This window comes from Waltera sp. (assembly GCF_046969025.1).
In the GTDB taxonomy this organism is placed as follows: domain Bacteria; phylum Bacillota; class Clostridia; order Lachnospirales; family Lachnospiraceae; genus Acetatifactor; species Acetatifactor acetigignens.
Window position 1 is genome coordinate 82,277 of sequence record NZ_JBKVQF010000002.1, and the last position, 20,902, is coordinate 103,178.

18 protein-coding genes are annotated in these 20,902 nt (G+C 49.1%); all 18 read right to left on the reverse strand.

Annotation, left to right across the window (positions count from 1 at the left end):
- Nucleotides 1–98: 98 nt before the first annotated feature.
- The gene (locus ACLTOH_RS01415) at nucleotides 99–1,352 is read right to left on the reverse strand and encodes an NAD(P)/FAD-dependent oxidoreductase (RefSeq protein WP_412223155.1); all 1,254 of its coding nucleotides are present in this window, start codon (nucleotides 1,350–1,352) and stop codon (nucleotides 99–101) included.
- A gap of 31 nt (nucleotides 1,353–1,383) precedes the next feature.
- Nucleotides 1,384–2,304, reverse strand: coding sequence for a MurR/RpiR family transcriptional regulator (locus ACLTOH_RS01420; RefSeq protein ID WP_022312393.1), 921 nt, complete (start codon nucleotides 2,302–2,304; stop codon nucleotides 1,384–1,386).
- A gap of 5 nt (nucleotides 2,305–2,309) precedes the next feature.
- On the reverse strand, nucleotides 2,310–2,885 hold the full coding sequence (locus tag ACLTOH_RS01425) for a TetR/AcrR family transcriptional regulator (protein ID WP_022312392.1): 576 nt from the start codon (nucleotides 2,883–2,885) through the stop codon (nucleotides 2,310–2,312).
- A gap of 478 nt (nucleotides 2,886–3,363) precedes the next feature.
- On the reverse strand, nucleotides 3,364–4,791 hold the full coding sequence (locus ACLTOH_RS01430; protein WP_412223157.1) for an oxaloacetate decarboxylase subunit alpha: 1,428 nt from the start codon (nucleotides 4,789–4,791) through the stop codon (nucleotides 3,364–3,366).
- 116 nt (nucleotides 4,792–4,907) lie between these two features.
- Nucleotides 4,908–6,059 carry a sodium ion-translocating decarboxylase subunit beta gene (locus ACLTOH_RS01435; protein WP_117464958.1) on the reverse strand — a complete coding sequence of 384 codons (1,152 nt, stop codon included), beginning with the start codon at nucleotides 6,057–6,059 and terminating at the stop codon, nucleotides 4,908–4,910.
- Nucleotides 6,060–6,099: 40 nt separating this feature from the next.
- On the reverse strand, nucleotides 6,100–6,471 hold the full coding sequence (locus tag ACLTOH_RS01440; RefSeq protein ID WP_118537226.1) for a biotin/lipoyl-containing protein: 372 nt from the start codon (nucleotides 6,469–6,471) through the stop codon (nucleotides 6,100–6,102).
- A 27-nt stretch (nucleotides 6,472–6,498) separates the two neighbouring features.
- Nucleotides 6,499–7,284, reverse strand: a complete 786-nt coding sequence (locus ACLTOH_RS01445) for an OadG family protein (protein ID WP_118537225.1) — start codon at nucleotides 7,282–7,284, stop codon at nucleotides 6,499–6,501.
- A gap of 17 nt (nucleotides 7,285–7,301) precedes the next feature.
- The gene (locus tag ACLTOH_RS01450; protein ID WP_117464956.1) at nucleotides 7,302–8,735 is read right to left on the reverse strand and encodes an acyl-CoA carboxylase subunit beta; all 1,434 of its coding nucleotides are present in this window, start codon (nucleotides 8,733–8,735) and stop codon (nucleotides 7,302–7,304) included.
- A gap of 214 nt (nucleotides 8,736–8,949) precedes the next feature.
- Nucleotides 8,950–10,320 (reverse strand): D-alanyl-D-alanine carboxypeptidase family protein, encoded by a 1,371-nt coding sequence (locus tag ACLTOH_RS01455; RefSeq protein WP_412223161.1) that lies wholly within the window; start codon nucleotides 10,318–10,320, stop codon nucleotides 8,950–8,952.
- 68 nt (nucleotides 10,321–10,388) lie between these two features.
- Nucleotides 10,389–10,958 carry an SMC-Scp complex subunit ScpB gene (gene scpB / locus ACLTOH_RS01460; protein WP_022313389.1) on the reverse strand — a complete coding sequence of 190 codons (570 nt, stop codon included), beginning with the start codon at nucleotides 10,956–10,958 and terminating at the stop codon, nucleotides 10,389–10,391.
- Between the two features lie 19 nt (nucleotides 10,959–10,977).
- Complete coding sequence (locus ACLTOH_RS01465) at nucleotides 10,978–11,721, reverse strand: segregation and condensation protein A (RefSeq protein ID WP_022313388.1); 744 nt, start codon at nucleotides 11,719–11,721, stop codon at nucleotides 10,978–10,980.
- Between the two features lie 12 nt (nucleotides 11,722–11,733).
- Nucleotides 11,734–12,636 carry a metallophosphoesterase gene (locus ACLTOH_RS01470; RefSeq protein WP_412223163.1) on the reverse strand — a complete coding sequence of 301 codons (903 nt, stop codon included), beginning with the start codon at nucleotides 12,634–12,636 and terminating at the stop codon, nucleotides 11,734–11,736.
- A gap of 55 nt (nucleotides 12,637–12,691) precedes the next feature.
- On the reverse strand, nucleotides 12,692–13,870 hold the full coding sequence (locus ACLTOH_RS01475) for a D-alanyl-D-alanine carboxypeptidase family protein (RefSeq protein WP_227733070.1): 1,179 nt from the start codon (nucleotides 13,868–13,870) through the stop codon (nucleotides 12,692–12,694).
- 85 nt (nucleotides 13,871–13,955) lie between these two features.
- Entirely contained in the window at nucleotides 13,956–14,546 is a 591-nt protein-coding gene (locus tag ACLTOH_RS01480; protein ID WP_117464953.1) for a putative ABC transporter permease, read from the reverse strand.
- Nucleotides 14,547–14,605: 59 nt separating this feature from the next.
- A complete protein-coding gene (rpsU, locus tag ACLTOH_RS01485; RefSeq protein ID WP_016290398.1) occupies nucleotides 14,606–14,782 on the reverse strand; it encodes a 30S ribosomal protein S21 in 177 nt (58 codons plus the stop codon).
- Nucleotides 14,783–15,087: 305 nt separating this feature from the next.
- On the reverse strand, nucleotides 15,088–16,458 hold the full coding sequence (locus tag ACLTOH_RS01490; RefSeq protein ID WP_412223165.1) for a sodium-dependent transporter: 1,371 nt from the start codon (nucleotides 16,456–16,458) through the stop codon (nucleotides 15,088–15,090).
- Nucleotides 16,458–19,112: an alanine--tRNA ligase gene (gene alaS / locus ACLTOH_RS01495; protein ID WP_412199806.1), complete on the reverse strand. Its 2,655-nt coding sequence runs from the start codon at nucleotides 19,110–19,112 to the stop codon at nucleotides 16,458–16,460. The genes ACLTOH_RS01490 and alaS overlap by 1 nt, the downstream gene beginning before the upstream one ends.
- A 97-nt stretch (nucleotides 19,113–19,209) precedes the next feature.
- The gene (locus ACLTOH_RS01500) at nucleotides 19,210–20,895 is read right to left on the reverse strand and encodes an Hsp70 family protein (RefSeq protein WP_412223166.1); all 1,686 of its coding nucleotides are present in this window, start codon (nucleotides 20,893–20,895) and stop codon (nucleotides 19,210–19,212) included.
- Nucleotides 20,896–20,902 lie beyond the last annotated feature (7 nt).

Genomic DNA, 20,902 nt, shown 5'->3' on the forward strand with positions numbered 1-20,902 from the left:
TCTATTAGTTATAATTGATTTCTATTAATTATTATTTTTTCACAAATCTTCCGGTTTTCATTCGTAAAATCTCTCTCCGGACTTTTTTGTGCGCGAATTTATTGTATGCTGTCCCCCGCCAGATGTCCCGTAGACCAGGCGATCTGCAAATTAAAGCCCCCGGTCATGGCATCCAGATCCAATACTTCCCCTGCGAAATACAGATGCCGTACACGTTTGGATTCCATGGTGGAAGGATTGATATCCTTTACCGAGATTCCCCCCTGAGTGATGATTGCTTCCGCAAAAGATCTCGTCCCCGCCACCGTCATGGGTAGTTCCTTGATCAATGAGCCGAAAGCTTTTCTCTCTTCCCGGCTGATTTCGTTCACTTTCTTCTCCGGGGAAATGTCGGACAACTCTATCATAACAGGAATCAGCTTTGCAGGGAACAGGTGGTCCAGCGCATTTTTAAATTGTTTGTTCTTTGCTTCCTCAAAATCCCGAAGCAAACGTTTGTCCAGCTGTTCCGGGGTCAACGCCGGTTTCAGATCCAGGAAAAGTTTTACCTCATCGCCGCCTTTACGTTTCGAAAGATTTTTTGAATAAAAACTGCTGGCTGACAGGATCAGGGGGCCGCTGACGCCAAAATGGGTAAACAGCATCTCGCCGAACCCTTCGTACCAGGTCTTTTTCCCGCACTGCATCCGGATCTCCACATTTTTTAAGGAAAGGCCCATCAGTTCCCTGCACCAGTTTTCCCGGATCTCCAAAGGCACCAATGCCGGTTTCCTCTCCGTCACCTTATGCCCTGTCTCTTCCGCGAAACGATACCCGTCCCCCGTGGATCCGGTGCTGGCATAGGAACAGCCTCCAGTACAGACAATGCAGTCATCCGCCGCGATTTTCTTATGGTCTGCACATTCCACGCCACAGAAAACAGGATTGCCATCCGTTTCCTTCGTTAGGATCTTTTTCACCTCGGTATGCAGATGAACATCCACCTGATATTTGCGAAGTTCTCTCTGGAGGGCGGCGATCACGTCCGAAGAATGATCGGATACCGGAAATACCCGGTCTCCCCGCTCCGTTTTCAGCGGGCAGCCTGCCTGCTCCAGCAGATCGCATACCCGTGTATTGTCAAAGCCGTAAAAGGCACTGTACAGAAACTTTTCATTGGTGCAGACATTCTGGAACAATACATCCATATCTGCCGCGTTTGTCACATTGCAACGGCCTTTTCCAGTGATAAACAGTTTTTTCCCCAGCTTTTCGTTCTTTTCCAGAAGTATTACCTTATGCCCTTTTTGCGCTGCCGCAATGGCAGCCATCATGCCGGCAGCACCGCCACCGATCACAATCACCTTACTCATTTCTATCCTCTTTTGCCGATCTGTCCGTCCATCATTTTTCCTTGCGCCGCAGGGAATAGTCCAGCATCGGTTCATCATCTATAAAGTCGATCTCATCATTCAGATATACCTGATAATTATTCCAGGTCTCTTCCAGTGTCTCCAGATTTTTACGCACCTGCTCCGGACATTTCAGGCACAATGCCACTACCAGCGCATTGATCACGCTTAAAGGTGCCACCAGAGAATCCACCACCGACACCATGTCGCTTCTGGCCAGCAGATTGCAGGAAGAATACAGATTCATGGGGGAATGGATGCTGTCGGTAATAGCGATCACCTTGGCATTCCGGTCATTGGCAAACTCCATGGCCTTTAACGTCCGCATGGAGTATCTGGGAAAACTGATACCGATGAAGCAGTCCTTCGGGCCAATATGGATCATCTGTTCAAAAGTCTCACTGACACTGGTGGTATTCAGCAAAAAGACTTTGCCACGGATCATATTCAGGTAAAAATGCAGAAACGCTGCCAGCGGCTCATTGCTGCGAAGTCCCATGATATAAATGGTCTCTGCCTCCAGAATCGTGGCAACGGCGGATTCAAAGGCCGCCGGATCCAGATTGTCTATGGTATCCTGGATCTTTTCGATATCTGCGCTGAGTACGGAGGTCAGGATCTCCGACTGGGAGCTTCTGCCGTATTTGGCATCCATTTTCTGAATGCCGTTGAGCTTTCCCTGCACGCAGCTTTCCAGTGCCTTCTGGAATTTCGGATAACCGTCATAACCGATTCCCGCTGCAAAACGCACTACGGTAGATTCACTGATTCCCAATGTCTCACCCAGCTTTGCTGCGGTCATAAATACTGCCTGATCGTAATGTTCCGATATGTAATCCGCAATGGCTTTGTGGCCTTTGCTCATTTTTGCATAATGTTCGTTGATTCGGGTAAAAACATCATATTCTGCCACGGTTCTTAACCTCGCGTTGTCTCATTGTAAAAAGCGTAATAGGAATGCTCTAATAGCTGCATTGTCTGTAAGTCTGTCAGATCATAATCTCCGGTCAGAGACATGCAGGCAGCTCCGTGAATGAAAATCCACATTTTCATGAACAGATCACCGGGATCCGGGCAGCCCGCCACTCTGGCCAGGTTGATCTCGTAGACCACGTTTCCGGCATCACCATTCAAGATCTCATACATACTCTTTTTCTTATGTTTGCCATCCTGGTTATCCGATACAAACAGAAGCTCGAACAGGTGTCTCTCTTCTCTAGCAAAAGCTATGTAAGCCATGCCCAGATTGGCGAAAGGTGTCTTGCCGGTACGGGGATACAAGCTGTAATAATCCAGAAAATAAGCTGCAGCTCTCTCATAGACCGCATCCCACAGTTCTTCCATATTCTTATATACTCTGAAAATAGGCTGTGTAGAGCACCCTGCTTTCGCCGCTACCCTTCTGGCTGTCACATTGGCAAATCCCTCTTCCCTTGTCATGGCAAATGCCGTATCCAGGATTTTATCAATTGTGATCATCTCTTTACGAGCCATAATCCCTCTCATTCCGCTGTATTTACAGCAAACAATGTGTTCTTCTATAACACTTGTTATTTTAGTGGGTGAAGAGGTGGTTTGTCAATATGTAAATAAACTCATTCGCATATCGGGCTGACTGGGGGCTGACCAAGGGCATGTCTAAATAACGGCTTCTACGCGCTTCGAACTCTCGAAGCCGCAACCACATGAGCAATCCGGGCTGACGCCCCGGTTCGACCGGGGACATGTCTAAATAACGGCTTCTCCGCGCTTCGCGCTCTCGAAGCCGCAACCACATGAGCAATCCGGGCTATCGCCCCGGTTCGACCGGGGACATGTCTAAATAACGGCTTCTCCGCGCTTCGCGCTCTCGAAGTCGCAACCACATTCGCAATCCGGGCTATCGCCCTACTTGCTCATGTGGTTTTGTTCGTCTAATAAAAAAGCCGCACTGACTGCGAGCAGTCGTGCGACCTTTTTATTGACGAATTATTTAGACAGGGTATGCACCGTTCTTGGTGTCAGCCTGGGTCATATCAACCTTTTCCTGCTGTGCCTGACGATACTTGAAGAAGTCGGTAGCAACCTGAGGGAACAGAGCGTAGCTCAGAACGTCCTCATCCTGCTGTTTCCATTCCTTCATTTCGCCTTCCAGCTTATCCATCTCATTGTCGAGCAGATCAGCGTAACGGCAGGTAATTCTCTCCTCGCCGGGGATAACCTTGTCGATAACTTCCTGGCTCATGGGCTTAACGGTCTGACCGTACTCACCACGAAGAACTGCCTTGGTCTCCTTGGTAGCCATCTTGTAACGCTCACCAAGCAGTACGTTGAAGACTGCCTGAGTACCAACGATCTGAGAAGAAGGGGTAACCAGAGGGGGCTCACCCAGATCCTTACGAACCTTGGGGATCTCCTTCAGCACATCGTAGTATCTGTCTTCTGCATTCTGCTCCTTCAGCTGGCTAACCATGTTGGAAAGCATACCGCCGGGTACCTGATACAGCAGAGTCTTGATATCAACACCCATAACCTTGGGATTCAGCAGGCCGTTAGCCAGGCACTCATCTCTGTAAGGTCTGAAGTAGTCAGCAATCTCAGCTAACAGGTTCTGATCCAGACCGGTATCGTAAGGGGTTCCCTTGAAGGTCTCAACCATAACCTCGGTAGCAGGCTGTGAAGTACCCATAGCAAAGGGGCTCATAGCGGTATCGATCACATCAACACCGGCCTCTACTGCCTTCAGGTAGGTCATGCTTGCAACACCGGAAGTATAGTGAGTATGCAACTGGATGGGAAGCCTGGTAACTTCCTTCATCGCCTTGATCAGTTCAGCAGCCTTGTAAGGTACTAACAGACCGGCCATATCCTTGATACAGATGGAATCTGCACCCATCTCTTCGATCTTCTTGGCCATGCTGGTCCAGTACTCCAGAGTGTAAGCATCACCCAGAGTGTAAGCCAGAGCAACCTGTGCTTCACCTCTGCCTTCCTGTGCCTTGAACTTGTTGGTAGCATTTACCGCTTCCTGTAAGTTGCGCAGGTCGTTCAGACAGTCGAAAATACGAATGATATCAATACCGTTGGAGATGGACTTCTGTACGAAGTAATCTACCACGTCATCTGCATAAGGTCTGTAACCCAGAATATTCTGTCCACGGAACAGCATCTGTAACTTGGTGTTTTTGAAGCCGTCACGCAGCTTTCTCAGTCTGTCCCAGGGATCTTCCTTCAGGAAACGAAGGGATGCATCAAAGGTAGCACCTCCCCAGCACTCTACGGAATGATAACCAACTTTATCCATCTTGTCAACGATGGGAAGCATGAATTCGGTCGGCATTCTGGTAGCGATCAGAGACTGATGTGCATCACGTAAAACAGTTTCCGTAATCTTAATCGGTTTCTTTTCAATTTCTGACATTACGAATATCCTCCATAATAATATTTTCTATAATTAGACTTGACGCGATGCGTTATTCTAAGTCCTTCGGACTTATTTCATCGCGCTTTGCGCGAAATACATCTTGGGCATTCGCTTTAAAATACACCGAAGATAGCCATGAATGTACCGGCTGCTACGGCAGTACCGATAACGCCTGCTACGTTAGGACCCATAGCATGCATGAGCAGGAAGTTGGTAGGATCGGATTCTGCACCAACCTTCTGGGATACACGTGCTGCCATAGGAACTGCGGATACACCTGCGGAACCGATCAAAGGATTGATCTTGCCACCGGAAAATACACACATCAGTTTACCAAACAGAACACCTGCGGCGGTACCGAACATGAATGCGATCAGACCCAGAGCTACGATCTTCAAGGTATCTGCATTCAGGAATGCTTCTGCGCTGGTGGTAGCACCTACGGAAGTACCCAGCAGAATAACTACGATGTACATCAGAGCATTGGATGCTGTCTCAGTCAGCTGACGAACAACACCGGACTCACGGAACAGGTTACCCAGCATCAGCATACCTACCAGAGGAGCTGTGGTGGGAAGGATCAGACATACAACGATGGTAACAACGATGGGGAACAGGATCTTCTCCAGCTTGGATACGGGACGAAGCTGACCCATCTTGATCTTTCTCTCTTTCTCAGTAGTGAGAAGCTTCATAATAGGGGGCTGGATAATGGGAACCAGTGACATGTAGGAATATGCTGCCACTGCGATAGGTCCCAGGATCGCCGTCTGTCCCAGCTTACCAGCAAGGAAGATGGAGGTAGGGCCGTCAGCACCACCGATGATGGAGATTGCTGCAGCTGCCTTGTCGTTGAATCCCAGCCAGATTGCTCCGAAGTATGCTGCGAAGATACCAAACTGCGCAGCAGCTCCCAGAAGGAAGCTCTTGGGGTTCGCAATCAGAGGACCAAAGTCTGTCATGGCACCTACACCCATGAAGATCAGGGAAGGCAGGATTGCCAGTTCATCCAGCTTGTAGAAATAATACAGTAAGCCGCCGGCACCGTTTGCTGCATTTTCAGGGTGCAGCATGATATCGGGATAAATGTTTACCAACAGCATACCGAACGCTATCGGGAGTAAGAGCAAAGGCTCGAACTCATGACGGATAGCTAAATAAAGGAAAAAGCATGCAACCAGAATCATGACATAGTTTCCCCAGGTCAGGTTAAAAAACGCTGTCTGATGAATCAGGTTGTTAAGCGTACTAGCTATATATTCCATTTGATGACCTCCTGTTGTTTATAGAGCTGATGTAAAAAGCCTAGTTCAGAGTTGCCAGAACTGCACCAGCCTCAACAGTATCACCAACTGCAACGTCAATGCTTGCTACAGTGCCGTCTTCGGGAGCTACTACAGGGATCTCCATCTTCATAGCTTCCAGAATGATGACAGCATCACCCTTCTTAACAGCCTGTCCAACACTTGCCTCTACCTTGAAGATTTTACCAGCTGCACCGGCCTCAACCTTGATGCTGCCTGCTGCGCCGCTTGCCTTGGAAGCTGCTGCGGGAGCCTTGGGTGCTGCCTTGGGAGCTGCGGGAGCCTTTGCTGCTACGGGTGCTCCGGTAGATGCGCCCTCTTCTACTACTACATCATATACGTTGCCATTTACGGTAATGGTATAATTTTTCATTTTAATATCCTCCTAACGTTTTTACGATTATCTTACTTTGCGGATAGAACGAACTACAAATCCGTCAGTGCTTGCCGCACCTTCGCTTGCTGCGATCGCAGCTGCAATAACAGCGACCAGCTCAGTGTCATCTGCCTCGGGTTCTTCCTGTGCAACGATCTGAGTTACAGCCTTATCAATACCTGCGTTCTTTGCTTCTTCCTCCTTATCCTTCTTGCTGAATGCAGCCTGGATCTTCGGAATGAAGTTGAACAAGGAAATGATCAGTGAGATCATGATCAGCATTACGAATACAGTTCCCATACCGATCAGAGTGTTCAGTGCAGCTTTGGTCATCAGGCCACCCATGGACTCCACGGGGTTCAGCGCTGCAGACTCCATGCTCAGGAACATATCGTTGGTGAAGATCACTTCTGCCTGTGCATTCTGTTTGGCACCGGTCACATCTACATGTACAATGATCTGATCATCATCGATGGCAGCTTCTGCATCACCGACTGCGGTAATGCCGCCAATGGACTTTTTAGCGGAGTTGAAGGACTCGATAGCAGTTTTGTATGCATAACCATCAACGGTGATACCTACATTTTCCTGTACCATATATGCCACTTCATCAGCGGTATACTCAGAGAAGCTCTCCAGTGCAGCTTCGTCTTCAAAATTCTCCAGAGAAGGAATCACATACTGGGTAGCTATCTGGATTGCAGTGTCCATCTTGCGCTGCTCATAATCCGTATAGGTCTCCTCACTGCCGCACGCGGTCAAACCAAAGATGCAGGTAATCATACATACTAAGCTTAAAAATTTCTTCATTTTACAATCACCCTTTCTTATACAGTTCCGTGTTTCTTGGCAGGACGGTCTTCACTCTTGGTGAATAGCATCTCGAATGCGCCGATCACATATTTTCTGGTATCAGCAGCATTTACGATCTGGTCCACATATCCTCTCTTGGCTGCGCTGGTTACATTCAGAGTAAGTGCTTCGTACTCAGCAGCCTTTTCATTAATCACATCAGCGCCCTGGCCATCATACATGATCTTGGCAGCCAGCTTGCCGTCCATAGCACCAATCTGTGCATCCGGCCATGCCATGGTGATATCCGCACCGATTGCCTTGGAGTTCATTACCACATAAGCGGTTCCCAGAGCCTTGCCGATCACAACGTTCACCTTGGGAACGGTAGCGTTGGCAAATGCGTAGGTCAGCTTTGCAGCAGCCTTTGCGATAGCCTTCTCGGAAGCCAGAGTTGCTTCGTAACCCTTTACATTGGTCAGGGTCAGTACAGGAATGCCGAAAGCATCACAGAAGTTTACGAACTCAGCAGCCTTCTCACAGCCCTCTGCAGTCAGAACTGCATCCAGCTTCTCTGCTACCTTGCCTTCTTCGTCGCAGATCTCGGAACGGTTAGCTACCGCACCAACGGTAACGCCATCCAGACGTAAGAAACCGGTTACCATGTTCTTAGCATATCCGGCCTTCACCTCGAAGAAGTTGTTGTCATCTGCCAGAATGGACAGAGCAACGGATGTGTCGCCGACGCAGCCTGCGATCTCAGGATTTACACGGTTCAGATCATCAGTGCAATCCTCTAAGAAGCTTGCATCATCCTCGTTGTTGGCAGGCAGGAAGCTTACCAGCTCTCTTACCTTCTCCAGAATGGTTGCTTCGTCAGCTACCACGTCAACAATACCGCTCTCTTCTGCCTGGAATTTAGCGGAAGAAGAATCACACTTGGTGATCACATTACCGTCCAGAGCGTTAGGAGCATTTACGAACAGCTTGGCATTCTTCTCTTCCATGAAAGTGAAATCGGTCATGGTAGGGAACAGTCCTAAGCCACCGCCACAGGTTCCGAATACAGCAGTGATCTGAGGGATCACACCGGAAGCCATGGTCTGCTTTAAATAGATCTCACCAAATGCAGCCAGTGCATCGGTTGCTTCCTGCAGTCTTAAACCTGCAGATTCGATCAGTCCGATTACAGGTGCTCCGGTCTTCATAGCCAGATCGTAGAGATTGGTGATCTTCTTTGCATGCATCTCGCCGATGGTTCCGTTCAGTACGGAAGCGTCCTGGCTATATACATATACAAGATTACCATTGATCACTCCGTAGCCGGTAATACAACCGTCAGAAGGAGTTTCATTGGGTTTCAGATTGAAATCCGTAGCTCTTGCGGTTACAAGTCCGCCGATTTCAACGAAACTGTTGTCATCGAGTAAAGCTGCTATTCTTTGACTCGCTTTTGAAGTAGTACTCATATGTTTTCAGCCCTCCGTTGATAATATAATAAAATATAATAGAAAACGTTTATTAATATAGAAGCACAAACGCCCCCATGATTAACAGTCTGTAGTATAACATAAAATCTGCAACTCGCAAAGAACGAATTGCAGATTTTTACATTTTTTATATATTGTACCTCATTTTGAACAATTTCCCCGTCATTTTTTCCATTCCATTTTTCTGCAATCCCTACGGGAATGCTACCAGAAAACGTTTCAGGATCTGTCTGCCGCACCAGGAAAGATCCACGGCCTCCACTGTCCAAGCAGCATACAGCCGCTCCCTGCGCCAGATTTCGCCATCCACCAGATAACAGATTTCTCCCACCGTCGTTCCTTCCTTTACCGGTGCCTTCAGTTCTTTCTCTTTCCGGTAGAGAATCTCCACTTTCTCGTCTGCGCGCATAAGCAGGCCTTCCGCTCCTTCCGCCTCCGGATCCAGTTCCACCGCCAGCTGCACTTCTCCTGTCAATTCCTCATCCTGTGCCTCCGTCACCGGGATCGGCATAAGGTACTGTTCCCGTCCGGAAAATTCTTCCTCTCCGAACCTCCGGTAAACAAAATTTTCCAGTCCATATCCAAACAACTCTCTGCTGTCACTCCATTTATAGGTCTTATGATTCGGCCACCCACAGGCCAGAAGTGCCACAATCATACATTTTCCATCCCGTTCCAGTGCTCCCACATAGCAGTACCCCGCCTTGTTCGTAAATCCGGTCTTGCCGGTAAAAGCTCCGTCCATCATCTGCAAAAAGGCATTGTGGTTGTGGCACTGAAAGGAGCGTCCGTTTTCCGTGAAACAATACTCCTGTGTCCGGGTGATCTCCCGGAACAGATCTCTCTGGGAAGACTCTCTGATACAGTACCGTAAAATACAGGCCAGATCCTTTGCTGTGGTATGGTGCTCCTTTTCCAGAATACTCCCGTCAGGTAATGTCAATGTCTCTGTGGCATCCAGCCCGTTGGGAGTGATAAACCAGGTATCCTCGCAGCCGATCTCCACCGCCTTTTCATTCATCGCCTGTGCAAATCTATGTAATGCTGCCTTACTCTCTTCTGTAGTATGCTCCGAAGCCTCTTTCGTCTCACCCAGAAGCTTTCCGCCGATATATTCCGCCAGTGCCGCAGCAGCATCATTATGGCTTTCCAGCATCAGGGAAAACAGCAGTTCTCTTACCGTATAATGCTCCCCCTTTTTCACATAGAGCTTTACCTTGGGCATAGTGGCTGCATAGGCGGAAATACTGACCTCTTCCTCCACCTTTGCATTTTCCAGCACCAGAATGCAGGTCATGATCTTGGTGGTGCTGGCCATTGCCATGGGAGTCTCTTCATTTTTTCCATATAGCACCCGCCCGGAGTCGGCATCCAGAAGCACCGCCGCCTGTGCATACAGGTGTAAATCCTCCTGCAGCTGCCCGGCTTCCTTTTCCGCTGTTTCATGAAAAAGGTGCGTAGCCTGTTCCCGGATTCCCTCGCTGACATACCCCTGCCGACAGAATCCGCCTATACTTTCCAGACACAGAATTCCGGCGAAAAGGGCACAAAAAAAGCCTCGCATAATCATCACTCCCAAAAGAGTCCCTTATTACTATGATTATTATGAGGCTGATTCTTTGTCCTATTCTATTATATGTTTAATGTGAGCTGTACTTCCTGCTCCGCCTGCTGTTTGAATTCCTCCACCTGCACCGGGTTCAGTTCCGGCAGTTCCTCCAGGCTCTTCACACCAAAGCAGCGAAGGAACTGTTCCGTTGTGCCGAACAGCAGAGGTCTTCCGGGAGCATCCAGCCGCCCTAACTCCGTGATCAGATCGTATTCCAACAGCTTATTGATGGCATGATCGCAGCTGACCCCTCTGACTCTCTCGATCTCCAGTCTTGTTACCGGTTGCTTATAGGCAATGATGGACAGGGTCTCCAGAACCGTATCCGTCAATGTCATCTTTCGGGGAGTCTTGGCGATCTTGATCAGGTATTCATACATATCCGACTTGGTACACAGCTGTACCGAATTGTCAAACTGTGTCAGTCCGATGCCACGGTTCTCTTCCTCATACCGCGCCGCCATATCTTTTAAAATGGATTTTGTGGTCTTCACATCCTCTTCGATCACTTCCGCAAGTCTGCTGATCTCCACGGAATCCCCCATGGTAAAAAGGATGGCTTCTATTACTGCTTCTGCTTTACTGCGTTCCATGTTCCGACCTCACTGTATCTTAAACGTTAGATGTAATCATAATATCATCGAATATATTTTCCTGACTGATGTTGATCTTGCCGGTCTTCATCAGCTCCAGAATGATCAGGAAAGTAACGATGACCTCCATTTTGCTGTTCTGCTTCTCCAGAAGCTTTCGGAAACTGAAGGTCTTATGTTCTCTGGCATAAGCTTCCACATACAGCATCTTGATGTCCATATCCACCTCGTCCTTTTCGATATTGCCATACTGGCTGCGGACAGGGTCGATCTTGTCCTCCTGTTTCTTCACAATAGATTTGAATATTTCGTGAAGCTTGTTCAAGTTCATATCGCCGATCAGCTCTTCGTAATCGATGGGCTGTCTGTAGGCTTCCACTTCCTTCGGAAGTCTCTGTTCTCTGTACATATTTCTGGCAGCATCCACCTGCCGGTCTCTGAGTTCGAAAGACATATATTTGTACATCTTGTATTCCAACAGCTTCTGTACCAGCTCCGCCCTGGGATCCTCTTCCTCGCCGTCCTCGTTCACTTCCTTGGGCAGCAGCATTTTGCACTTGATATCGATCAGTGTTGCCGCCATTACCAGGAATTCACTCATGACGTTCATATCTTCCCGTTGCATCTGCCTGATGTAATCCAGATACTGGGCCGTGATCTCAACAATAGGAATATCATAGATGTCTATTTTGTTTTTCTCGATCAAATGAAGCAACAGATCCAGAGGACCTTCAAATGCTTCCAGTTTTACAGATATTGCCATGTAATAAAACTCCTATTTCCCCTCATCGCTCCCACCGGCCTCTTCTCCCACCGGCAGCAGATCCACTTCCAGGACCTCTCCAGGATTGAACAGCCGGATCGGAATCGTATGCATTCCTAGTCCTCTGCTGAGCAGCATTCTGGTTTTCCCCAGTGTGAACTCTCCGCCATCATATTTTGGAAAAAGTCTCACATTGGGAGACACCACGCCTTTTCCCCAGATGGGGACTCTCACCATACCGCCGTGGACATGGCCGGCCAGCACCAGATCTGCTCCCCAGTCCGCGTATTTCGGAAAATAATCCGGATTGTGGGCGATCAGGATCGTATACTTTTCTGCGGAAGGTTGTCCCAACAGACTTTTCAGATACTCCGGATCCATGGGCTGGATCCCGAAGCGCTTGTAATACAGCTTGTCGATCTCCGATCCGTAAATGCAGATCCCGGATTCTTCCAGAACGGTATGTTCATTCACCAGCCTCCGGATTCCGATCTTCTGCAGGGCCTCCTCGTACCGCTCCGCCATATCTCCGTAGTTCTCCGGGTACAGTTTCAAACGGTGTTCATGATTGCCGTTGCCGTAGTAGACCGGATATTTCCCGGCAAGCTTCGTAAGCAGATCCACCGCCGTCTCCAGACTTGCCTTCGGCTTTGCCGTCAGAATATCTCCGGCGATCAGGATCATGTCCGGCCTTATCTCATCAATGGCCTGCAGCAGGCGCTCATTTTCTTTTCCGTATCTCTTATTGTGCAGATCCGCCAGAACCACTGCCTTAACAGGCTTTTTGATTCTCTGATCCCGCAGGAAATAATGCCGTACCACAAAACGATTGCTGTCGTACAGCATTATCCATACAAGAACCACCAGGATCACTGCGATCACGGTAATCACCACATCCAAATTCTTTGCCCCCATGGTCTATTTCCAGTTAATTGCCAATATGTTCTATAGTATAACATATTTTTCGGGCTTACAAAAGATAAAATTCCATTATTTTAAAGAGGTAGTCCTTGTATACCGCTTTCGCCACATCATTTTCATACAGGATCGGAACGCTTCCGATCTCCACTCCGTTCAACAGATAGACCGCTCTGCCTGCCTCCGCCCCCTTTGCGACAGGCGCCTGTGCCTCCTCCGGTAATTCTATGGTTTTCTTCACTCCGTCCAGCGAATTGCCTTCCGTATCCAGATACCGGAATTCGCTCTGGTATCTGACAGGTACAGTATCTTCCACGCCACCTTCTATCCGAAGGTCCTCCAATGCATCCGTATTCTCATCCAGATACAGGTCACTGACATTGAAACCGTAACTTAACAGTGTCTGAGCATCCTTAAAACGTGCCTTGTAGTCCGGGGCTCCCATGACCACGGCAATCAGGTCAATACCATCCTTCGTGGCAGTGGCAGACAGGCAGAATTTAGCCTTGGAGGTGGATCCGGTCTTCAGTCCCGTAGCCCACTGGTACTGTTTCAATAGCTTGTTGGTACTGTTCAGGGTAAATGTAGAGCTGCCCTGTCTGGTCTCATGGGTGATGTCTTCCATCCAGATACCGGTATACTCAAAGACCTGGGGATATTTCACCGTAAGCTCTCTGGACATAATGGCCACATCCATGGCTGTCGTATAGTGTCCGTCGGAATCCGTCAGTCCGCAACAATCCTCGAAATGTGTATCCACCATTCCCAGTTCTGCCGCCTTTTGATTCATCTGATCCACGAAAGCCTCTTCACTCCCCGCTATGTATTCTGCCACCGCCACACTGGCATCGTTGCCAGAAGCTACAGCAATACATTTGATCATGGTCTCCAAGGTCTGTACCTCGTTCTCCGCCAGGAATACCTGGGAGCCTCCCATGGAACTGGCGTAAGCACTGACGGTCACCGGATCCTCCAGTTTTATCTTCCCCTGATCCAATGCCTCGAATGTCAATAGCAATGTCATGATCTTGGTAATACTGGCGGGACTTCTGCGCTCTCTGGCATTCTGTTCAAAGATCACTTTCCCGGTAGAGCTCTCCAGAAGCACGGCACTGGGAGCTTCGATTGCCGCCGGCTCCGCAGACACACTGATCCCGTCCCACCAGAATACCTGTATGCTGACCGTAAAAAGTAAGATCCATGTGAAAATCCTTTTCCTGTTTTTTTGCATAAAAAAGCCACACTCCCTTATCCTTTCTTCTAAAAGATATGGTCGTATGGCCTTGTATATACCTGTAATCCAACCGTCCGGAACACTACAGTCTGGTGATCAGTGCCTGACAGCGTTCCTTCAGGGCTTCACCCTTGCTACGCACATCGATGTGAAATACTTTGATCAGCTGGACCACATAATCCACAGCTACAATCGCCAGAATTACCTGAATCAAACGGATGCCCACCTGGATCTGTACTCTGTCAATAATGTGATACATGGCATCGTGAACGAACTGTACGATTCCTATTGCATAAAAGCCCCAGGCAACAGTACTTTCCAGGCAGATGATACCACGGTAATTGAAGGGCTTGTTATTATAATCCCACCAGAGCTCTCCGAGGAAACGGATCATACCGATTCCCACCAGATATTCAAAAGTGGTGGCCAGAATGGCTCCAAGAAAATACAGCTTTACCAGTTTCCCGCGCAGGGGACTTAAAATCAGATATCCCAGCACTCCGCCGAAACCGTAGATCGGGCAAAAGGGGCCTTTGCCAAAGCCACGGTTGGTCAGCTTGTGATTGCAAAAAGACATATAGGTAGATTCCAATGCCCAGCCAAGAATACTGTACAATACAAACGCTGCTAACAGATGATAGATATCTGTTCCCAGTATTTCATAATTCCACATTTTGTTTCCCTCATAAGTACAAAGTCCCCGGTGATTACGCCGAGGACTGTTGTCTTGCATTAGTTATATTTACGTTTTCTTGCTGCTTCAGACTTCTTCTTACGTTTTACGCTAGGCTTCTCGTAATGCTCTCTCTTACGAATCTCCTGCTGGATACCAGCCTTAGCGCAGCTTCTCTTGAAACGACGTAAAGCGCTATCTAAAGTCTCGTTCTCTTTTACGATTACGTTTGACATCTTACACCCGACCTCCCTTCAGTCCCTTCAAGTAACATGACTGACTGGGTTATTCTAATGCGCAGTTGTTCTACACACATTTGATATTATAGCATAAAAAATACATTCGTCAACTACTTTTTTAATTTTTTATTATATTATAGTCTCCGTAGCCCGCATGAAAATAAGGACAAGCAGACTCTAAGCAACCGTCGGTACTTAGCGAGGGTATTTTCCTCGCTTATGTACCGTTACGGTTAAGCGTCCGAAGCGAAAGCGGGTCTGCGGTTCTTATTCTCATGCGAGCTACTGGCTTTAACAAAATCTTATTTAAAAAACTTATCATAAATTCCAAACAGGAAAATAAAGATCACGATCAGGGGCAGTCCGCAAGTCAGATAACCGCGCATCCAGTCGTGGACTTTTAAGCCTTTGCCGGTATTTACTTCTGCCTTATAGTTCTCCCATCCCCAGCCGTATCTGGTCACGCAGAACAACAGATATACCAGAGATCCTAACGGCAGGAACAGATTACTTACCAGGAAATCTTCAAAATCCAGCACTGCTCCGCCGAAGACAGCAAAACCATCCCAGCTCCACACATTATACCCCAGTACGCAGGGCACGGACAATGCAATGATCAGGAACAGGTTCACCAAGGAAGATTTCCTGCGGCTGGCACCGGTCAGTTCCATACCACAGCAGATGATATTTTCAAATACCGCCAGTACTGTAGACAGAGCTGCGAACGCCATGAACAGGAAGAACAGGCTTCCCCACAGGCGGCCGTAAGGCATATTTGCGAAAATATTCGGCAAAGTAATAAAGATCAGGCTGGGCCCGGAAGTCTGATCCACCCCATAGGTAAAGCAGGCGGGGAAAATGATCAGTCCTGCGGTAATTGCCACGAAAGTATCCAGTACCACAACTCTGACGGACTCACCCATCAGGGAATGATCCTTGCCGATGTAGCTTCCGAAGATCGCCATGGCACCAATGCCAAGACTTAAGGTAAAGAATGCCTGATTCATGGCACCTACCAGTGTAGATACCACACCAACCCCCTGCATACGTCCAAAATCAGGTACCAGATAGAACTTCAGACCTTCCTTTGCTCCCGCCATGAAGAAGCTGTTGATGGCAAGTACTACCATGATGGCAAGCAGTGCGATCATCATGACTTTCGTCACACGCTCCAGACCGTTCTGCAGGCCACCGGCACATATGACGACACCGATGACTACCACCAGTACCATCCAGAACATCATGACCCCTGGATCTGCCAACATCCGGGTAAACTGATCCGCTACCGCATCTGCGGAAAGGCCGGAAAGTTTACCGGTAGCCGTCATATAAAAATAGTGTAACATCCAGCCTGCTACGGTAGTATAGAACATCATTAACAGATAACAGCCTGCCAGCGTGAAATACCCGTGGATATGCCACTTCTGTCCCGGCTTCTCAAGTGCCTGGTAAGCCTTTACGGGACTTTTCTTACTTGCTCTTCCCACAGCGAACTCCATGGTCATAATCGGCAGACCAAGGATCACCAGGAAGATCAGATAAAACAATACAAATGCGCCACCGCCGCCCTGGCCGGCCATGTACGGGAACTTCCATACATTGCCGATACCAATGGCACAGCCGGCAGACAGCAATATAAAGCCTAAACGGGATTTCAGATTCTCTCGTTCCATTATGCGAGCTGACCCTCCAGTACTTTGGACGCTTCCGCGATCGCTGCGGGAATGCCTGCGGGATTCTTACCGCCGGCCTGCGCCATGTTCGGACGTCCGCCGCCGCCACCGCCAACCAGTGCGGCAATTCCCTTGATCAGGTTGCCTGCATGGGCACCGGCCTTTACAGCACCGTCTGTTGCCATGGCGATCATATTGACCTTGCCATCCTGTGCAGAGAGCAGTACGACAACGCCTTCGCCAAGCTTATCCTTGAGCTGGTCGCCCAGGTCTCGCAAGCCATTCATATCCACACCGTCTACGCTGGTTGCCAGAAGCTTTGTTCCCTTGACTTCCACTGCCTGATCCATGACATTGCCCAGTGCGGACTGTGCCATCTTGGCTTTCAGGGATTCGTTCTCAGCATTCAGAGCCTTCAGTTCTGCCTGCATATGCTGGATCTTCTCGGTCAGGGCTGCCGGAGCTGCCTTTGCGGCTGCGGCTGCCTTATTGAAGTTCTCTTCCATAGCCTGATAGTATGCCATCACGTTGGCACCGGTCAGTGCTTCGATTCTTCTGACGCCGGCAGCGACACCGCTCTCGGACAGGATCTTGAAGTAACCGATCTCACCGGTATGCTTTACATGAGTACCACCACACAGTTCCTTGGAGAAGTCTCCCATGGATACCACGCGGACAGTATCGCCGTATTTTTCTCCGAACAGAGCCATAGCTCCGCTCTTCTTCGCATCCTCGATGCTCATGATATCGGTAACAACTGCAATATCCTCTGCGATCTTCTCGTTGACCAGAGCCTCTACTTTAGCGATTTCTTCTGCAGTCATAGCCTGTCCGTGGCTGAAGTCAAAACGGGTTCTTGCGCCGTCCTGGTAAGAACCCTGCTGTTCTACATGATCACCCAGTACGATCTGCAGTGCCTTCTGTAACAGATGGGTTGCGGAATGGTTCTTACATACGCTCTTTCTGTTGTCGGTATCCACTGCCAGCTCTGCCTTGTCTCCCACAGTAACTGTTCCGGATACGACCTTACCCATATGTCCGATGCGTCCGCCTGCGATCTTCACGGTCTCAGTCACTTCAAAAGTACCGTTTTCGGTGCTGATCACACCAAAGTCACCCTTCTGTCCGCCCATGGTAGCATAGAACGGAGTCACATCGGTGATCAGTGTACCGGTCTCACCTATCTTTAAGGTGTTTACCAGTTCAGTCTCGGTGGCCAGTGCTACTACCTTTCCTTCTGCGGTCAGTTTATCATAACCTACAAATTCACTGGTGACCTTCTCATCCAGTCCATCGAATACACCTGCTGCGGTGGTAATCTTCTGGGAGAAGTTCTGTCCTTCTCTTGCCTTCTGCTTCTGCTCTTCCATGGCAGCGGCAAAGCCTTCCTCATCTACGGTCAGATTCTCTTCCTGTGCCAGCTCTACAGTCAGCTCCAGAGGGAATCCGAAGGTATCATATAAGTAGAATGCGGACTTGCCGTCGATCTCCTTTTTACCTTCACTTCTCTTCTGCTCCAGAATCTTCTGCAACTCCTTCATGCCGTTCTCCAGAGTGCTCTCGAAACGTGCGATCTCCTTCTGCAGTTCGCTCAGAATGAACTCTCTGTTCTTTTTCATCAGAGGATAACTTTCTGCATAGATCTCATCAATGTACATGGCAGCAATGTGCAGCAGCTGCTCTGTAGTCATATTCAGAGTACGTCCGTGTCTTACCGCACGACGGATCAGACGACGGAGAATATAACCGGCACCGGTATTGGAAGGAAGCAGCTTTGCTTCGTCACCGATCAGCATTACACTGGTACGCAGATGGTCTGCCAGAATACGCATGGATCTGGTCAGCTTTTCATCCGCATTGTATTTCACACCGGAAGCCTCTTCAATGTAAGCGATCACCGGGGCAAACAGGTCTGTCTGGTATACATCTCTGGTACCGTTTAAAAAGGCCAGAATACGCTCCAGACCCCAACCGGTATCCACGTTCTTCTGCTTTAAGGGGGTCAGATGACCGTCATGATGCTTCTCATACTGCATAAATACATCATTACCCAGCTCCGTGTATTTACCGCAGTCACAGCCGGGTCCGCAGTTCGGTCCGCAGTCCGGTCTGTCTGCAATATAGAACATCTCACTGTCGGGACCGCAGGGGCCGTATTCCAGTCCCCACCAGTTGTCATCGGCAGGCAGATAATATACATTCTCCTTCTTGAAACCGGAAGCGATACGGTAGTGTGCGCCTTCCTCATCTCTGGGTGCATTCTCGTCACCGGCAAATACAGTAGCAGCCAGATGGTCGGCATCAAATCCGAATACCTGTGTCAGTAGTTCGAAACTCCACTGGCAACGCTCTTTCTTGAAATAATCTCCCAGGCTCCAGCTTCCCATCATCTCGAAGAAAGTCACATGGCTCTTGTCACCTACGGAATCGATATCGTTGGTACGAACGCAGCCCTGCACATTGCAGAGTCTGGTACCCAGAGGGTGCTTCTGTCCCAGCAGATAAGGCATCAGAGGCTGCATGCCCGCTACGTTGAACATAACACCGGTGGATCCGTCAGATACCAGGGATACTGCTCCCACATCCACATGGCCACGGTCTATATAAAATTGTTTCCAAGCTTTTCTCAGCTCATCAGAAGTGAATTGTCTCATTCTCTCGGTCTCCTTGTCTAAAAATTACACCTTTCGGAAAATAAACCTACATTTCTACATTATAATGTTATCGTTTCGCCGCGTCAAGGATAAAACATCACTCATCCTCGTCTTCCAGGATCTCGTTCAATGCCTCTCTGGCCTCCTCGATCTCCTCTTTTATGCCCTTTTTCAATGCAGCCTCGAAAACAGTGATATAACGATCCAGTTCTTTTCTCCGGTCTCCCAGTGCTTCCTCATACATCCGCTCCGCTCTGAGAAGCACCAGACGGTTCTCCTCCAGGTCTCTGGGCTGGATCTTCAGGTAGGACAATTCTTCCATTCGCTTCTGGATCTCATCATCCGTCATCTGGTTGTCCTGTCCCTTGATGATCATTTTCTGGGTCAGTCCGGTGGATACCACCTTGACTTCCACTTCCAGCAGGGAATTGATGTCATAGGTGTAAGTCACATCCACGGCTTCACTGCCTCTGGGCCCCTTGGGAACATCAATGTTCAGTTCTCCCAGAAACAGATTATTTCTGGCGAAACGGCTCTCTCCCTGCAGTACCCGGACGCGCACCTTGTCCTGATTGTCTCTGACAGTGTACAACCGCTCCGTATGACTGGCGGGGATCACGGTGTTGCGCTCAATGATGGGACAGAAACGGCCGTCTTCAAATTTGCCTTCCTCGTATTCCACCACGACTTCCGTTCCCAATGTAAAGGAGCATACATCCGTCAGAATGACTTCCTTTACCTCCTCCCGGCGTTCCTTCATGGCCGCCTGGATCGCCGCGCCCAGTGCCACGGCTTCGTCCGGGTTCAGTCTTGTATCCGGGAATTTGCGGAACAGCCTGATCAGGAAATCCCTGACCACCGACAGTCTGGTGGCTCCACCGATCAGCAATACCTCATCGATGTCCGACAGCTTCAGTCCTGCATCCGCCAGACTCTTCTTCACCGGTTCCCTGATCTTCATTAGCAGTTCTTCGCACTCTTCCTCATATTCTTTTAAGGTGATCTCTGCCGTTTTGTTCTCTTCACCCAGCATAAGTTCCATGGTCACCGCAGTCTGATCACTGATTCCCCGCTTGGCTTCTTCTGCCTTTTTATAGAGACGCACCTGTTCTTTCTCCGACAGATCCTTATAATGCAGTCCTGTCTTTTGCAGAAAAAGCTTCGACATCACTTCCGTGAAATCTTCACCGCCAAGATAATTGTCTCCGGCTACCGCCCGCACCTCCAGAATATTGTGATACAGCTCCAGAATGGAGACATCAAAAGTTCCGCCGCCCAGGTCAAATACCAGAAATCTGGTGTCTTTTTCTTTTTCGTACAGGCCGTAGGCCACCGCCGCTGCAGTAGGCTCCGAGATCATACGCTCCACCTTCAGCCCGGCCAGTTCTCCGGCCCGCTTGGTGGCTTTTCTTCTCTTGTCGTCAAAATAGGCCGGTACACTGATCACGGCCTCTGTGACTTCTTCCCCCAGATAGGCTTCCGCATCTTCTTTCAGATAACGCAGGATCATGCTGGACAATTCTTCTGGGCGGAACTTTTTGCCGGACAGGTCATAAGTGCGATCCGTTCCCATGCTGCGCTTAAATGCCTGCGCCACACTGTCGGGATAGAGGTTTCTGCGTTCCTGTGCCGTCTCCCCCACATAGACATTGCCGTTCTCATCCACGCTGACCACAGAGGGGGTCAGATGTTTTCCCAGACGGTTGGGGATGATCACAGGTCCTTCCTCCGTAAATGCTGCCACCAGACTGTTGGTGGTTCCCAAATCGATTCCGACTATCATATGTTTT

What these genes read in the sequence shown, in the direction of transcription:
- ACLTOH_RS01415 (WP_412223155.1), bottom strand. Translation starts at nt 1,352, where the DNA reads ATGAGTAAGGTGATTGTGATCGGTGGCGGTGCTGCCGGCATGATGGCT.
- ACLTOH_RS01425 (WP_022312392.1), bottom strand. Translation starts at nt 2,885, where the DNA reads ATGGCTCGTAAAGAGATGATCACAATTGATAAAATCCTGGATACGGCA.
- ACLTOH_RS01430 (WP_412223157.1), bottom strand. Translation starts at nt 4,791, where the DNA reads ATGTCAGAAATTGAAAAGAAACCGATTAAGATTACGGAAACTGTTTTA.
- ACLTOH_RS01435 (WP_117464958.1), bottom strand. Translation starts at nt 6,059, where the DNA reads ATGGAATATATAGCTAGTACGCTTAACAACCTGATTCATCAGACAGCG.
- ACLTOH_RS01440 (WP_118537226.1), bottom strand. Translation starts at nt 6,471, where the DNA reads ATGAAAAATTATACCATTACCGTAAATGGCAACGTATATGATGTAGTA.
- ACLTOH_RS01445 (WP_118537225.1), bottom strand. Translation starts at nt 7,284, where the DNA reads ATGAAGAAATTTTTAAGCTTAGTATGTATGATTACCTGCATCTTTGGT.
- ACLTOH_RS01450 (WP_117464956.1), bottom strand. Translation starts at nt 8,735, where the DNA reads ATGAGTACTACTTCAAAAGCGAGTCAAAGAATAGCAGCTTTACTCGAT.
- ACLTOH_RS01455 (WP_412223161.1), bottom strand. Translation starts at nt 10,320, where the DNA reads ATGCGAGGCTTTTTTTGTGCCCTTTTCGCCGGAATTCTGTGTCTGGAA.
- scpB (WP_022313389.1), bottom strand. Translation starts at nt 10,958, where the DNA reads ATGGAACGCAGTAAAGCAGAAGCAGTAATAGAAGCCATCCTTTTTACC.
- ACLTOH_RS01465 (WP_022313388.1), bottom strand. Translation starts at nt 11,721, where the DNA reads ATGGCAATATCTGTAAAACTGGAAGCATTTGAAGGTCCTCTGGATCTG.
- ACLTOH_RS01470 (WP_412223163.1), bottom strand. Translation starts at nt 12,636, where the DNA reads ATGGGGGCAAAGAATTTGGATGTGGTGATTACCGTGATCGCAGTGATC.
- ACLTOH_RS01475 (WP_227733070.1), bottom strand. Translation starts at nt 13,870, where the DNA reads ATGCAAAAAAACAGGAAAAGGATTTTCACATGGATCTTACTTTTTACG.
- ACLTOH_RS01480 (WP_117464953.1), bottom strand. Translation starts at nt 14,546, where the DNA reads ATGTGGAATTATGAAATACTGGGAACAGATATCTATCATCTGTTAGCA.
- rpsU (WP_016290398.1), bottom strand. Translation starts at nt 14,782, where the DNA reads ATGTCAAACGTAATCGTAAAAGAGAACGAGACTTTAGATAGCGCTTTA.
- ACLTOH_RS01490 (WP_412223165.1), bottom strand. Translation starts at nt 16,458, where the DNA reads ATGGAACGAGAGAATCTGAAATCCCGTTTAGGCTTTATATTGCTGTCT.
- alaS (WP_412199806.1), bottom strand. Translation starts at nt 19,112, where the DNA reads ATGAGACAATTCACTTCTGATGAGCTGAGAAAAGCTTGGAAACAATTT.
- ACLTOH_RS01500 (WP_412223166.1), bottom strand. Translation starts at nt 20,895, where the DNA reads ATGATAGTCGGAATCGATTTGGGAACCACCAACAGTCTGGTGGCAGCA.